We start from the raw sequence: 14004 nt of genomic DNA, 5'->3' as shown, positions 1-14004 counted from the left end.
GGGCGACCGATGCTTCCGCTCGCGCATGGCCTGCGCGTCCTCACAGCCAGTGGATCATGACAATCCTTTCGCTTCCGACAAGATCGTCTGTCCCCGCCGGATCTGACGCAAGGGAATCAAATCCCGGCCGTTCGCGTCGCAGCCGCTGCAGATGCTCCGGTCCATCGTCGGCCGACACCGCGAGGAACCGGCGCCGGCGGAACCAATCCGCCTCCTCGCCCTTGGTGGCGGCGAGACCCACCGCGCGGTGGAAGAACCAGCCGGCCCGGGCGACGACGGCCGCCAGAAGCGACTTGCGCAGGCCGATGCCGCGGAAGGCTGGATCGACGGCAAGACCGGCGATCCAGTAGAGGTCGGTGGCATCGCGCCCTGCGGCAAATCCGGACAAGCGCGCCCCGTCCCGTCCTGCGGCGGTCTCGGCGACGAAAACCTCGTGACGAACCAGCCAGCGCACGACGTCGCCGATGTCCGGCTCGACCGCGCCGAAGAGGCCGGCGTTCGTCCCGAGGAGGAGGAGCCGTTCCGCCTCGCCCGGCTCCATCATCCGGATGTGATGGCCGTCCGGCGCCATCCCCATGAAGGCGGCTCGCCGCTTGTCCGGCTTCGCCACGCCGGCCCCTAAGCCTCGACGCCTTCCACGATGACGATGTCGGCCTCGGCGACCTCGGCCCGGATCGCGCGGGCCTCGGCATAGGCCGGGCTTTCGTAGCAGTCCTGGGCCGCCGCCAGGCTCGGGAATTCGATGACCACGTTGCGGCGGCGCGCGATGCCTTCGAGGCCGATCATCGGCCCGCCCCGCGCCAGGAATTTCGCGCCGTATTGCGCAAAGGCCGGCGCGGCGGTCGTCACGTAATCCTGGTAGCGCTCGGGATCGCGGACGTCGACATGGGCGATCCAATAGGCTTTCGGCATGAGGGCTTCTCCATTCGGCCGGCCGTCCCGCCGGAATGCGCCCTCATATAGGGCGCTCGCGTCAGGCTGCCGCCATCTCCGCCAGAATCGCTTCGGCCGCGGCCTTGCGATCGGCCGCGCCGACGATCGGACGGGCGACGACGAGATGCGACGCGCCGTCGCGGATCGCCTCGGCGGGCGTGGCGACACGCTTCTGGTCGCCCGCCGCCGAACCGGCCGGCCGGATGCCCGGCGTCACCAGCGCCAGGGCAGGTCCGAGGATCGCGCGAAGGTCGCGGGCTTCGGAAGCGGAGGCGACGAGCCCGCCGATGCCGATCTCCCGCGCCATCTCGGCCCGCCGGCGCACCAGATCGGCGACGCCGAACGCGTAGCCGTCGTCGGCGAGATCCGCGTCGTCGAGCGAGGTCAGCACCGTTACGCCGAGCACCAGGAGATCCGACCCGGCCGCGGCCTTCATCGCCGCGCGCATCGCATGGCCCTGCGCATGGATCGTGACCATCGCGGCACCGAGCCTGGCGATCTGCTCGATCCCCTTCTCGACCGTGTTCGCGATGTCGAGGAGCTTCACGTCGAGGAAGACGCGCTTTCCCGCCCGGCTGAGCTCTTCCACCATCGGCAGGCCGTGGCCGGAAAAGACGAGCTGATAGCCGATCTTGTAGGTCGAGACGGTCTCGCCGAGCTCTTCCACCACGGCTTCGGCCTCGGCCCGACTGGACACGTCGAGGCCGACGATCAGACGATCACGCATGGAAGGCTCCGGGATGAGGGCAAGAGGAGGCGTTAGGCATGCGATCCACCGGGATCCTCCGGATAGTCGCGAATGACAACGCTGCCATCGGCGAACACTTCCAGAAGCTTGTTGGTGATGTCGCTGTTGCGCTCGATCTCATCCAGCGCCAGGGCGAAGAGTTCGATCTGCCGTTCGGCCGTACCGTTGCCATGGACGATGATGATGAGACCGGGATGGAGCGTCTCCCTCGCGTAGAGCTTGAGGAAATCCTTCCCGTTCGCCGTGACGAAGACGAAGCTTTCCGCCCGTATGAGCGGCATCAGGTCCGGGTCCTTCGCGCCTCGCCGGCCGCGATGGAGGACATGGATCGAGTTGTATCCGCGGGATTGCGCGAGGGCGGCAAGGTCCGGCGACAGGCACTCGTCGATAAGAATCGGGTCGTTCAAACGGGACGGCCCGATCTCTCCCATTCCAGACACGCTTCGATGCTGTCCGTCGGCAAGGACGGATAGTGCCGAAAAACCTCCATCCGACTCTTGCCGGCCCGCACTTCGGCAAGGACGTTGTCGGCGGGCACGCGCGTTCCCTTCACCACCGGCATTCCACCGAGAATGCGCTCGTCGCTGACGATCCTGGTCTGCGTCTCCATGGGGCGATCTCCGTCCTTCCCTTCAACATCTAAGATGTCTGCCAGCGCTTGGAAAGACGGCGTCCTCAATGCGCTTCGTCCCAGTTCTGGGCGGCGCGGGCGTCGACGAGGAGGGGGACGGACAGGGCGATGCGGGGTTCGGCGGCGGAGGTCATGATCCGCTCGACAACGGGGATGGTCGCCTCGACCTCGTCGTCGGGAACCTCGAAGACGAGCTCGTCGTGAACCTGGAGGAGCATGCGCGCCGAAAGGCGCTCGGCCTTCAGGGCATCCTCCATGCGGATCATGGCGCGCCGGATGATGTCGGCGGCCGAACCCTGGATCGGCGCATTGATCGCGGCGCGCTCGACGGCGGCGCGCACGGACGGATTGGCATGGGCGATGTCGGGATAATGCGCGCGCCGGCCGAACAGCGTCTCGACATAGAGATGGCGCTTGGCGAAGGCCTTGGTCGAATCCATGTAGTCGCGGATGCCGGGGAAGCGCTCGAAATAGCGCTTGATGTAGAGGCCGGCCTCCTCGCGCGGGATCGACAGCTGGTTGGCGAGGCCGAAGGCCGAGATGCCGTAGATGATGCCGAAATTGATCGCCTTCGCCCGTCGCCGGACGTCGGAGGGCATGCCCTCGACCGGCACGCCGAACATTTCCGACGCCGTCATCGCATGGATGTCCGTGCCCTGCCGGAAGGCCTCGGTCAGCTGGGGGATGTCGGCCATGTGGGCGAGGAGCCGCAGCTCGATCTGGCTGTAGTCGGCCGACAGGAGCTTGTGGCCCTCCGGCGCGACGAACGCCGTTCGGATCGCGCGGCCCTCCTCGGTGCGGACGGGGATGTTCTGGAGGTTCGGCTCGGAGGAGGACAGGCGACCCGTGGTCGTCGAAGCCATGGAATAGGACGTGTGGATGCGGTCGTCGGCATCCATATAAGCCGGCAAAGCATCGGTATAGGTACCCTTCAGCTTGGTCAGCTGGCGCCAGTCCACGATGCGGCGGGGGAGTTGATGACCCTCGGCGGCCAGCTCTTCGAGGGCCCGCGCATCGGTCGACCACTGGCCGGTCTTGGTCTTCTTGCCGCCGGGCAGGCCGAGCTTGCCGAAGAGGATGTCGCCGAGCTGCTTCGGCGAGCCCGGATTGAACGCCTCGCCCGCGAGCTCCGCGATCTCGGCTTCGAGTCCCGCGGCCTTCTGGCTGAAGCGGCCGGACAGACGCGAGAGGATCTGCCGGTCGGTGCGGATGCCGCGCCGTTCCATGCGGGCGAGCACCGGAACGAGCGGGCGCTCCAGGCGCTCGTAGACCGACGACAGGCCCTCGGCGGCGAGACGCGGCTTCAGGACGCGCCAGAGACGCAGAGCGACGTCGGCATCCTCGGCGGCGTATTCGGTCACCTTGTCGATCGGACAGGCCGCGATGGGCTTTGCGGACCGGCCGGAGCCGCAGAGCTCCTTGTAGGTGATCGGCGTGTGTCCGAGAAAGCGCTGGGAGAGTTCATCGAGGCCGTGTCCGTCGAGCGAGGACGAGGCGTCGAGCACGTAGGAGATCAGCATCGTGTCGTCGAAGGGAGCGACCGCGACGCCGTGCCGGAGCATGACGAGATAATCGTATTTGACGTTCTGCCCGATCTTCAGGATCGAGGCGTCTTCGAGAACGTCCTTCAGGATGCCGAGCGCCTCGCCCTCGGAGAGTTGCGCTCCGACCCCGGCGCGGGTCTCGTCGCTCGCCAGGAGGTCGCCCGCGCCGTCCGCGACATGGCCGAGCGGCACATAGGCCGCTTCGCCCGGCGCGACGGCAAAGGAAACCCCGACGAGATCGGCGCGGTTGGCGTCGAGCGAGGTCGTCTCGGTGTCGAAGGCGAGGAGCCCCGTCTCGCGGGCGCGGTCCATCCACTGATGGAGCGTCTCGGCATCGCGGATCGTGGCATAGGCCGAGCGGTCGAAGGTCTCGCCGGCGGCGGCGTCGCGACGCGCCGCCACCAGGGCGCCCGGCGTCATCGGCAGCGCGGCCTCGCCGTCGCCGCGCGGCGTCGCGGCGGCCTTGGGATCGAGATCGGGCCCGCGCGCGGCTCCGGCCACCTTGATGTCGGCGGACGGGATCGCGCTCGCATCCTCGCCGAGTTTGGCGGCGACGCGGCGGGTCAGCGTCGTGAACTCCATCGCCTTCAGGAAGGCGATCAGCTTGTCGCCGTCGGGCTCGTGGATGAAGAGGTCGTCGAGGCCGGTGTCGAGCGGCATGTGCTGCTCCAGCGTCACCAGCTTCTTCGACAGCCGCGCCTGCTCGGCGAAGGCGAGGATGTTCTCGCGGCGCTTGGCCTGCTTGATCTCGCCCGCGCGCTCCAGAAGCGTTTCGAGGTCGCCGTAGACGTCGAGAAGCTCGGCCGCCGTCTTCGGGCCGATGCCGGGGACGCCGGGAACGTTGTCGGATGAGTCGCCGACCAACGCCTGGAGGTCGATCATCTTCTCGGGATAGACGCCGAACTTCTCCTTCACCTCCTCCGGACCGAGGCGCTTGTCCTTCATCTGGTCGTAGAGGATCACGCCGGGACCGACGAGCTGCATCAGATCCTTGTCGGAGGAGACGATCGTGACGTCGCCGCCGGCCTCGACCGCGAGGCGCGTGTAGGTCGCGATGAGGTCGTCCGCCTCGAAGCCCTGCTTCTCGATGCAAGGCAGGTCGAAGGCGCGCACGGCTTCGCGGATCAGCGCGAACTGGGGCTTGAGGTCTTCGGGCGGGGCGACGCGGTTCGCCTTGTACTGGTCGTAGAGTTCGTTGCGGAAGGTCGTCGAGGAGTGATCGAAGATGACCGCGAAATGCGTGGGCGCAACGCCGACGGAGGTGTCCCGCGACTCCTCGACGAGCTTCCACAGCATGTTGCAGAAGCCGGAGACCGCGCCGACCGGCGCGCCGTCGGACTTTCGCGTCAGCGGCGGCAGAGCGTGATAGGCACGGAAGATGTAGGCCGAGCCGTCGACGAGGAAGAGGTGATCGCCCTTTTGCATGGGGTTGTCCGTATCGCGCCGACACGTCGGAGTAAACCGTGCAGGCGACCGCCGCCGCCGGCCCTCGGGAAGCGACGGAGACCCGTTCGTCGCGGGCCCTTCGAACCTGTCCGATTTGTCATCCCGATCTCACGGCCATGTGACGTTTCGCCCGGTCCGGACGCTTGAAAGGCGAGGTCCCCGCAGCCAGATCTCACCCATCGGCAGAGATGATCGCCGACGCCGGCGGACGGCTCGTCCCCCCGCCTCCCCCGGTGGAGAGAACGCCTCGGATTCCGATCCCCCCTCGCGGACCGGGCGTTGCCTGAAAAGGTTGAAGCCGTCGTGGCAGTCCCCCTGGCCGCGGCGGCTTCGCTTTTCCTGCCTCGACCGGCATCGGGTCGATGTTCTAAACCCTCCTCCTGACTGTTCCGGCGGTTCGGTGCTCTTGCGCGCCTCGAGGACCGCCCTTCCGGGAGACTGCCGCCATGGCCCAGCTCGACAGCGTGCTCGCCTGCCTCGACCTCAATCTCGACCGATCCGTGGAGCGGCTCTTCGAGCTGATGCGGCTGAAGTCCATCTCGACCGATCCGGACTATGCCGGCGAGTGCCGCAAGACGGCGGAATGGCTGGCCGGCGATCTTTCCGCCATCGGCTTTTCCGCGCGCGTCGCCGACAGCGCGGGCCATCCCATGGTCATCGCCCATCATGCCGGTCCCTCCGGGGTGGCGGGGCGCGTGCCGCATGTCCTCTTCTACGGTCATTACGACGTGCAGCCGGTCGATCCGATCGAGCTCTGGGACACGGAACCCTTCTCGCCCGCGCTGAAGACCATGCCGGACGGCACGAGGCGCATCGTCGGGCGCGGCTCGGCGGACGACAAGGGCCAGCTCATGACCTTCGTCGAGGCGTGCCGGGCCTATATCGCGGAAACCGGCTCGCTGCCCTGCCGCGTGACGATCTTCCTCGAAGGCGAGGAGGAGTCCGGCTCGCCCTCGCTCCTGCCCTTCCTCGACGCGCATCGCGAGGAGCTTTCCGCCGACGTCGCGCTGATCTGCGACACCAACATGTGGGACCGGGACACGCCCGCGATCTCCACGGGCCTTCGCGGCCTCGTCGGCGAGGAGGTCGTGGTGCGCGCGGCCGACAAGGATCTCCATTCCGGCTATTTCGGCGGTGCCGCCGCCAATCCGATCCGGATCCTCTCAAAGATCATCGGGGATCTCCACGATGCCGACGGGCGCGTGACGCTGCCGGGCTTCTACGACGGCGTCGAGGAGCTTCCCGACGACGTCCGGACGATCTGGGACGAGCTCGGCTTCGACGAGGCGGCCTTCCTCGGGCAGGTCGGATTGTCCGTGCCCGCGGGCGAGAGGGGCCGCACGGTGCTCGAACAGGTCTGGGCGCGCCCGACCGCGGAGGTCAACGGCATCGAGGGCGGCTATACCGGAAAGGGCTTCAAGACCGTGATCGCGGCCGAAGCCTTCGCCAAGATCTCCTTCCGCCTCGTCTTCTCCCAGGATCCGGCGAGGATTCGCGAGAGCTTTCGCGCCTTCGTCCGCGAACGGCTTCCAGCCGATTGCTCGGTCGAGTTCCACGAGCATGGCGGTTCCCCCGCCATTCAGCTGCCCTTCGATTCCGCCGTGCTCCGGACCGCGCGCGAGGCGCTCTCCGACGAATGGCCGAAGCCGGCCGTCATGATCGGCATGGGCGGCTCGATCCCCGTCGTCGGCGAGTTCAAGCGCCGGCTCGGCATGGGCTCGCTCCTCGTCGGCTTCGGACTCGGCGACGACCGCATCCATTCGCCGAACGAGAAATACGAGCTGTCGTCCTACGCCAAGGGCCAGCGGTCCTGGGCCCGCATCCTCGACGCGATCGGCCGCGACGGCGTCGCCTGAAACACGAAGGGGCGACCGGCGGGTTCGCCGGTCGCCCCTTTGCGGCGTCGCGGGGATGAAAGACGCGGATCAGCCGGCCGGCTTGATCGACGCCACGACGGTCTCGAGCTGGCCCTGATGGGCGTCCTCGTCGCCCTTGGTGCCCCAATAGGTGAAGACGAGCGCCTTGTCGGGCGCGGTGACGAGGAAGCCGACCTGGATCGTGGCCGGCCCGTCCTCGTCCTTGCCGTCGAAGATGATGGATTGCAGCGGCATGCCGTTGATCTCGCCGCTCCGCGCCTGCTGCGAGGCTTCCTCGACGGTCACGCCGTTGGAGCCGAGAAACGTGAACGCATCGTTCAGCACCGTCTCGATCGACTTGCCGTCGGCGACGTCGAGGTAGAACGAGATCGAGCCGTCGGGTGTGGTCGAGGCGACGCCGGAATCGGTTTCCTCGGAGTCCCAGTCGTCGGGGAAGGTGACGCTCGCGACCGGCGCCGCTTCCGGAAAGGAAAGGGTCTCGGCCCGCGCCGCGGCGCCGAGGAGGACGGCCGCCAGGACCGTCAGGATGGAAAGTCTCTTCAAGGACGCATTCCCGAACGAAAGAGGAGATGGTGCCGATCCGGTCGACGGACCGTGGGCAGAACCACCTGCCCGAACGGAACCATAGCCTGGAAACGATCGACGCGCGAAACATCCCGGGCGGGAAACTCGTCTGGAACCGGATGGTCCGTGCGGGATCGTCCGAGCGGCAGGGTCGGCCGGTGAAGCGACGACCCGCCGATGGTCGTCTCGCCCGAGGCATTTCGGGCCAGACGACCTCGGCCGCCGCCGACGACGTGCGGGACGCGAGCGGGGGGACGGACCGGCTCAGTCCATCCGGACGCCGGCCGCCTCGATCACCGGTCTCCACCTCGCGATCTCGCTCGTCACGTGCGCCGCCAGTTGCTCCGGCGTGCCGCCGACCACCGTCGCGCCGACCCCGGCGAGCCTTTCGACGACGGCCGGGTCCTTCAGGGCCTCGTTCGCCGCCGCGTTCAGCTTGGCGACCACCTCGGGCGGGGTGCCGGCCGGCGCGAAGAGCGCGTTCCAGGTGTTGGTCTCGTAGCCGGGAACCCCTGCCTCCTCCATGGTCGGCACGTCCGGGAAGAGCGGCACGCGCGTCTTCGTCGTCACCGCGAGCGCCCGGAGCGCGCCGCCCTTGATGTGGCCGGACGAGGAGGGAAGATTGTCGAAGTTGATCGGCACGGCGCCGGACAAGGCATCGACGAGAGCCGGGCCCGAGCCCTGATAGGGAACGTGGATCATGTCGGTGCCGGTCATGGTCATGAAGAGCTGGCCGGACAGGTGGAGCGGCGTGCCGTTGCCCGAGGACGACCAGACCTCCTCGCCGGGCTTTTCCTTCAGACGTGCGATCAGTTCCTTCACGTCCTTCGCCGGATAGTCCTTGTTCACGGTGAGGACGTTCGGGACGGTGACGAGGAGGACGATCGGCGCGAAGTCCTTTTCGGGATCGAAGGGCGGCTTGGCATAGAGCGAGGCCGACAGGGCATGGGTCGCGATCGTGCCCATCAGGATCGTGTAGCCGTCGGGCGCGCTCTGAGCGACCGCGGTCGCGCCGAGATTGCCGCCGGCGCCGCCCTTGTTCTCCACGACGACCTGCTGGCCGAGCCGCTCGCCCATCCCTTGCGCGATCACGCGTCCGACGAGATCGGTCGAGCCGCCCGCCGCGAAGGGCACGACGAGCCGCACCGGCTGCTGGGGATAGCCGTCCTGCGCCCGGGCCTCGCCCGAGCCCGGCCCGGCGATGCCGGACAGGACGGTGGCGGCGGCCAAGGCCGCCAGAAGGGTTCTGCGTTTCATCGGTTTCCTCCCAGAACGATCGGGACGCAACGAGGCGTCGTGACGCCATCCTACGGAAAGAACGCGGAAAGTCTCGCCTTGCGCGAGCCGCGCATCCCTCTTTTCCCGGCGGCGCACCCGCAAGGCGCTCCGGGCCGCCGATTCTGTTGCCGCCCCGCAACGACGCGCCGCCAACCGCCCGCCATGGCCCCTTCGAGGCGGCGGAACGGGCGAAGATAACTTGTTCCTCACCATGAGCGGGCTATGGCTAGCCCATGATCTCGCACGCTTCGCGTGTGACGCCCCTCTCGAGGACACCCGACCATGGCCCGCCCGACGACGCTTCGCCTCGCAGTCTCCGCTCTCCTTCTCGGCTCGGCTCTCGGCGCGTCGCTCGCCCCCGCATTCGCCGCCGACGTCTATGTCGAGGACGCCGCGCCCGTCATGACGCCCGACGAGCGCGTCTCGATGGTCTTCGAGTTCGGCCTCGGTGGCCTCGTCTCGCCCACCTACGAAGGCTCCGACGACTACGAGGTCTCGCCCTATCCGATCATCTCGCTCGACTACCTGAACCTGCCCGGCCTCTTCACGATCGGCAGCCCGACCCCGAACACCGCCGGCGGCTTCTCGATTGGACCGTCCTTCGGCTACACGAGCGAGCGCGACGAGAACACCAAGCTCTTCGGCCTTCGCGACGTCGACGCGACCTACGAGGCAGGTATCCGGGTCGGCTACGAGTGGACCTATGCGGAAGTCTACGGCGAGGCGCGCTATGCCTTCGGTGGCGCGGACGGTCTCGTCGGCGCGGTCGGCGCCAATGCGATCGCGCGCCCGACGCCAGAGCTCGAACTGAAGGCCGGTCCGCGCGCGACCTTCGCGTCGGAAGACTACATGGACACCTATTTCGGCGTGACCGCGCTCGAAGCCGTCGCCTCGCGGGGGCGCTTCTCGGCCTATGACGCCGACGGCGGCTTCAAGACGGTCGGCGCGGCGGCCTCGGCGCGCTACGAATTCCGTCCCGACTGGTTCCTCAACGCCCAGGGCTCCTACGAGCGCCTCGTCGGCGATGCCGAGGATTCGCCGATCGTGAAGGCCGGCTCCGCGGACCAGTTCACCGTCGGCCTCGGCCTGTCCAAGCGCTTCACGCTGGACTTCTAAGGAAGGCGCGCCCCGGAACGCTATGGTCGGCTGAGCATTCGGAACGGGACCGGGCCCTCTGCGGTCCCGCCCGTTTCCGGAGCCTCCCGATGCCCTTCGTCCAGACTGCCGACAAGACCGAACTCCACTACACCGACTGGGGCCAGGGCCGCCCCGTCGTGCTGATCCATGGCTGGCCGCTTTCGTCGTCGATGTGGGAGTATCAGGCCGCGCCCCTGGTCGAGGCCGGCTTCCGGGTCGTGGCCTACGACCGGCGCGGCTTCGGCAAGTCCTCGCAGCCCTATTCCGGATACGATTACGACACGCTCGCCGACGATCTGGCCTGCGTGCTCGACCATCTCGATCTCGAGGACGCCGTGCTGGTCGGCTTCTCCATGGGCGGCGGCGACGTCGCCCGCTACATGTCGCGGCACGAGGGTCAGCGCGTCGGCAAGGTCGCCCTGGTCTCGGCGGTGACGCCCTTCCTCCTGAAGGGCCCGGACAATCCGGACGGCGTCGACGGCTCGATCTTCGAGGGCATGATCGAAGGTCTGAAGGCCGACCGGCCGCACTTCCTCTACACGTTCTCGAAGGGCTTCTTCAACGCGGGGATGCTGAACTTCCAGATCTCGGACGAGACCCGCCAGCAGTTCATGATCGAGGGCCTGAAGGCCAGCGCCAAGGCGACGATCGACTGCGTCGAGGCCTTCGGCCGAACCGATTTTCGAGGAGACCTCCGCCACTTCACGGTGCCGACGCTCGTCATCCATGGCGATGCCGACCAGACCGTGCCCTTCGAGGCGTCCGGCAAGCGCATTCCGGCCATGCTGCCCGGCGCCGAACTGAAGGTCTACGAAGGATCGCCGCACGCCCTCAACGTCACCGACAAGCAGAAGCTCACCGAGGATCTCGCCGCCTTCGCGCGGATCTGATTGGGCCGCAAAGCGGCCGCAGCGCCTCCTCGGGAGGACCGGCCGCGTCCATCGCAGTCGCCGGACGAGACCGGGCGCGCCGCGTCGCGCCCGGTGAGGGTCGGTCGGTGCCGGCTTCGTTCAAGTCCCGTTAAATCGCCGCATTTAGACTGCACTCGGCGCAAGGGTTGTCGCGGTTTTGCGGATTTCCTGGCGGATCGTGCGGACACGGCGGCGAAAGCCGCACGGACGGACGGCGGACGGCGTCCGGCACGGCGCGCTGGCATCGGGACGCGGGCGACGAGACGAGGTTTCCGGCAGGTCCGGGCCTCCTGAGGGGCGATGGACTGCATGGCCGTACGGCGCAAGGGCGAACGCATCGAACCGAGCTTCGGCGGCGGCCGGGACGAAAGCTCCGGGCTTCGGATCTCCGGCGAGGACCGGGCCGTCGCCGGCGGCGGTTCCGAACCGCCGCGCCGGCGCACGGCGCAGCGGGCCGATGCGCATGCGGGTCGTGAAGCCGAAACCGCCCGTCGATCCTTCTTCGGCGGCGGCGGCCGGCGTGGCGGCGGGGACGATGGCGGCACCGGCGGCGGCAAGTCGGCGCGGCGCCGCCGGCGCGGCATCTTCGGCCCCTTCGTGCGCTTGGCCGTCCTCGGCGTGGTCTGGGGCGGCATCGCGCTCGTCGGCATCCTCGCCTATTTCGCGATCAAGCTGCCGCAGGAGGCCTGGGCCGTTCCGGACCGGCCGCCGAACGTGCGGATCGTCTCGGTCGCGGGCGAATTGATGGCCAATCGCGGCCTGACCGGCGGACAGGCCGTCTCCCTCGACGAGATGAGCCCCTACATCCCGCAGGCGGTCATGGCGATCGAGGACCGTCGCTTCTATTCGCATTTCGGCGTCGATCCCGTCGGCATCGTGCGCGCCGCCGTCGAGAACGCGCAGGCCGGCGCGACCGTGCAGGGCGGCTCGACGCTGACGCAGCAGCTCGCCAAGAACATCTTCCTGACGCCCGACCAGAACATCGAGCGCAAGATCCAGGAGGCGATCCTCGCGCTGTGGCTGGAGACGCGCTTCACTAAGGACCAGATTCTCGAAATGTACCTGAACCGGGTCTATTTCGGTTCGGGCGCGACGGGCGTCGAGGCCGCCGCGCGGCGCTATTTCAACAAGTCCGCCAAGGAAGTGACGCTCGGCGAGGCAGCGCTCCTGGCCGGCCTTCTGAAGGCGCCCTCGCGCCTCTCCCCCGCCAACGATCCCGAAGCCGCCAAGGCGCGCGCCGACGTGGTTCTCCAGGCGATGCTGGAGGAGAAGCTGATCGACCGGGCCGAATTCGACGCGGCCAAGGCGCAGAAGGCGACGCGCGCCAAATCCTACTGGACGGGCGCCGAGCACTATGCCGCCGATCTCGTGATGCGCGACATCAAGGAGCTCGTCGGCGAGGTGAAGAGCGACGTCGTCGTCGAGACCACGATCGACCTCGGCCTCGAGAAGGACGCGGAGACAGCGATCTCCGCAACGATCGACGGCGCCAGGCAGAATGTCAGCCAGGGCGCGCTGGTCGCGATCGACGGCACGGGCGCGATCCGCGCGCTGGTCGGCGGACGCGACTATGCGACGAGCCAGTTCAACCGGGCCGTCGACGCCAAGCGCCAGCCGGGTTCGGCCTTCAAGCCGTTCGTCTACGAGGCCGCGCTCGAACGCGGCTGGCGGCCGGACACGGTGGTGAACGACGCGCCGACGCGGATCGGCAACTGGTCGCCGCAGAACTACGACAACAAGTTCCGCGGACCCGTCACGCTCGCCGACGCGCTGTCCCACTCGCTGAACACGATCGCCGCGCAGCTGACCGTCTCGGTGACGCCGGCCGCCGTCATCGAGACGGCGGTGAAGATGGGCATCCATTCGCCGATCATCGACAATGCCTCGATCGCGCTCGGCACGTCCGAAGTGTCCCTGCTCGAACTGACGGGCGCCTTCGCGCCCTTCGCCAATGGCGGCTATCTCGCCAAGCCCCATCTCGTGAATCGCATCACGGACGTCGACGGCACGGTGCTCTACGAGCGCGGCGCGGAGGTTCCGCCGGTGATCGTGGCGCCCGAGATCGTCGGCATGATGAACGCCATGCTGACGCGCACCGTCACCTCCGGCACCGGCCGCCGGGCGGCGCTCGACGGCTGGCAGTCCGCCGGCAAGACGGGCACGACGCAGGACTTCAAGGATGCCTGGTTCGTCGGCTATACGGCCAATCTCACGACCGGCGTCTGGCTCGGCAACGACAACGGCGCGCCGATGAAGAAGGTCACCGGCGGCACGCTGCCGGCCGTCGCCTGGCACAGCTTCATGGCCGCCGCCCATGAAGGCCTGCCCGCCATGCCGCTGCCCGGCACCGGTCCGGAAGCCGAGGAGCCCGCGCCGCTCACCGCCTCCACGGGCGAGTCTTCGGGTGGGTTCTACGATGATGCCGAGATACCGCAGGAGGCCGCCGGCCTGCCCGGCGAGGCGCCGCCGTCGGCCGATCCCTATGCCGACGCCGATCCGTTGGCCGGCGGACCGGTCGTGGAACCGGTGCCCGGCGAAGCCCCGCCGATCGAGCGCAGATCGAGGGCCGCGGCGATCGAACCCGGCGCGGAACCGCCGCCGCGTTCGGCCGATCCTTTCGCGCAAGACCCGCTTCCGCCCGTCGCCCGGCGGGACATTCCGCCGGAGGACGACATCTACGGCGTCGAACCCCTGCCGGGCGATCCCGGCTATGTCGACGAGGGCGCGATGCGCCCCGCCGAGGAGATCGCGCCGCGCCGCACCCCGACCCGCATGGTTCGCCAGAACCAGCTTCCCGAGGGCGCGATCCTGGAGGGCCGGGTACCGGACGGGGCGATTCTGGAAGGTCCGGCTCCGGGCGGCCGGGCGAGCGACCGATCGCTGTTCAACGATTTCTTCGGCGGATGATCCGCGTTCGAGACGGAACGCCTGCGCG

General features: G+C 68.4%; 12 protein-coding genes. 4 read left to right on the top strand and 8 right to left on the bottom strand.

Features of this window, described 5'->3' with window-relative positions:
- Window positions 1–40 precede the first annotated feature (40 nt).
- From ASG43_RS20525 to polA, 6 genes are all read right to left on the bottom strand, one after another.
- Window positions 41–610: a GNAT family N-acetyltransferase gene (locus ASG43_RS20525; protein ID WP_056508828.1), complete on the bottom strand. Its 570-nt coding sequence runs from the start codon at window positions 608–610 to the stop codon at window positions 41–43.
- A gap of 8 nt (window positions 611–618) precedes the next feature.
- The gene (locus ASG43_RS20520; protein ID WP_056508827.1) at window positions 619–912 is read right to left on the bottom strand and encodes a DUF1330 domain-containing protein; all 294 of its coding nucleotides are present in this window, start codon (window positions 910–912) and stop codon (window positions 619–621) included.
- Window positions 913–973: 61 nt separating this feature from the next.
- Window positions 974–1660, bottom strand: coding sequence for an orotidine-5'-phosphate decarboxylase (gene pyrF, locus ASG43_RS20515; protein ID WP_056508823.1), 687 nt, complete (start codon window positions 1658–1660; stop codon window positions 974–976).
- Between the two features lie 32 nt (window positions 1661–1692).
- Window positions 1693–2112, bottom strand: a complete 420-nt coding sequence (locus ASG43_RS20510; RefSeq protein ID WP_244488176.1) for a DUF5615 family PIN-like protein — start codon at window positions 2110–2112, stop codon at window positions 1693–1695.
- Window positions 2085–2291, bottom strand: a complete 207-nt coding sequence (locus ASG43_RS20505; RefSeq protein ID WP_056508819.1) for a DUF433 domain-containing protein — start codon at window positions 2289–2291, stop codon at window positions 2085–2087. Before ASG43_RS20505 ends, ASG43_RS20510 begins: the two co-directional genes overlap by 28 nt.
- Window positions 2292–2356: 65 nt before the next feature.
- Window positions 2357–5281: a DNA polymerase I gene (polA, locus tag ASG43_RS20500; protein ID WP_056508817.1), complete on the bottom strand. Its 2925-nt coding sequence runs from the start codon at window positions 5279–5281 to the stop codon at window positions 2357–2359.
- A gap of 467 nt (window positions 5282–5748) precedes the next feature.
- Between polA and ASG43_RS20495 the strand changes: the two genes are divergently transcribed.
- Window positions 5749–7158 carry a M20/M25/M40 family metallo-hydrolase gene (locus ASG43_RS20495; RefSeq protein WP_056508816.1) on the top strand — a complete coding sequence of 470 codons (1410 nt, stop codon included), beginning with the start codon at window positions 5749–5751 and terminating at the stop codon, window positions 7156–7158.
- Between the two features lie 69 nt (window positions 7159–7227).
- Here ASG43_RS20495 and ASG43_RS20490 read toward each other — a convergent pair whose 3' ends face one another.
- A complete protein-coding gene (locus ASG43_RS20490; protein WP_056508813.1) occupies window positions 7228–7722 on the bottom strand; it encodes a hypothetical protein in 495 nt (164 codons plus the stop codon).
- A 285-nt stretch (window positions 7723–8007) separates the two neighbouring features.
- A complete protein-coding gene (locus ASG43_RS20485; protein WP_056508812.1) occupies window positions 8008–9000 on the bottom strand; it encodes a tripartite tricarboxylate transporter substrate binding protein in 993 nt (330 codons plus the stop codon).
- Window positions 9001–9303: 303 nt separating this feature from the next.
- Here ASG43_RS20485 and ASG43_RS20480 point away from each other — a divergent pair, with 303 nt between their 5' ends.
- The 3 genes from ASG43_RS20480 to ASG43_RS20470 all read left to right on the top strand — a co-directional run bounded on the left by ASG43_RS20480 (window position 9304) and on the right by ASG43_RS20470 (window position 13976).
- Entirely contained in the window at window positions 9304–10137 is an 834-nt protein-coding gene (locus ASG43_RS20480) for a MipA/OmpV family protein (protein ID WP_056508809.1), read from the top strand.
- An 89-nt stretch (window positions 10138–10226) separates the two neighbouring features.
- Window positions 10227–11048: an alpha/beta hydrolase gene (locus ASG43_RS20475; protein WP_056508808.1), complete on the top strand. Its 822-nt coding sequence runs from the start codon at window positions 10227–10229 to the stop codon at window positions 11046–11048.
- Between the two features lie 330 nt (window positions 11049–11378).
- The gene (locus tag ASG43_RS20470; protein WP_056509227.1) at window positions 11379–13976 is read left to right on the top strand and encodes a transglycosylase domain-containing protein; all 2598 of its coding nucleotides are present in this window, start codon (window positions 11379–11381) and stop codon (window positions 13974–13976) included.
- Window positions 13977–14004 lie beyond the last annotated feature (28 nt).

Origin of the sequence: Aureimonas sp. Leaf454 (assembly GCF_001424685.1) — a bacterium.
In the GTDB taxonomy this organism is placed as follows: domain Bacteria; phylum Pseudomonadota; class Alphaproteobacteria; order Rhizobiales; family Rhizobiaceae; genus Plantimonas.
This window is presented reverse-complemented; position numbering and strand designations above follow the sequence as displayed.

Bases quoted from the DNA above. Each gene is read 5' to 3' on its own strand.
- ASG43_RS20520 (WP_056508827.1), bottom strand. From the start codon at position 912: ATGCCGAAAGCCTATTGGATCGCCCATGTCGACGTCCGCGATCCCGAG.
- pyrF (WP_056508823.1), bottom strand. From the start codon at position 1,660: ATGCGTGATCGTCTGATCGTCGGCCTCGACGTGTCCAGTCGGGCCGAG.
- ASG43_RS20510 (WP_244488176.1), bottom strand. From the start codon at position 2,112: ATGGGAGAGATCGGGCCGTCCCGTTTGAACGACCCGATTCTTATCGAC.
- ASG43_RS20505 (WP_056508819.1), bottom strand. From the start codon at position 2,291: ATGGAGACGCAGACCAGGATCGTCAGCGACGAGCGCATTCTCGGTGGA.
- polA (WP_056508817.1), bottom strand. From the start codon at position 5,281: ATGCAAAAGGGCGATCACCTCTTCCTCGTCGACGGCTCGGCCTACATC.
- ASG43_RS20495 (WP_056508816.1), top strand. From the start codon at position 5,749: ATGGCCCAGCTCGACAGCGTGCTCGCCTGCCTCGACCTCAATCTCGAC.
- ASG43_RS20485 (WP_056508812.1), bottom strand. From the start codon at position 9,000: ATGAAACGCAGAACCCTTCTGGCGGCCTTGGCCGCCGCCACCGTCCTG.
- ASG43_RS20480 (WP_056508809.1), top strand. From the start codon at position 9,304: ATGGCCCGCCCGACGACGCTTCGCCTCGCAGTCTCCGCTCTCCTTCTC.
- ASG43_RS20475 (WP_056508808.1), top strand. From the start codon at position 10,227: ATGCCCTTCGTCCAGACTGCCGACAAGACCGAACTCCACTACACCGAC.
- ASG43_RS20470 (WP_056509227.1), top strand. From the start codon at position 11,379: ATGGCCGTACGGCGCAAGGGCGAACGCATCGAACCGAGCTTCGGCGGC.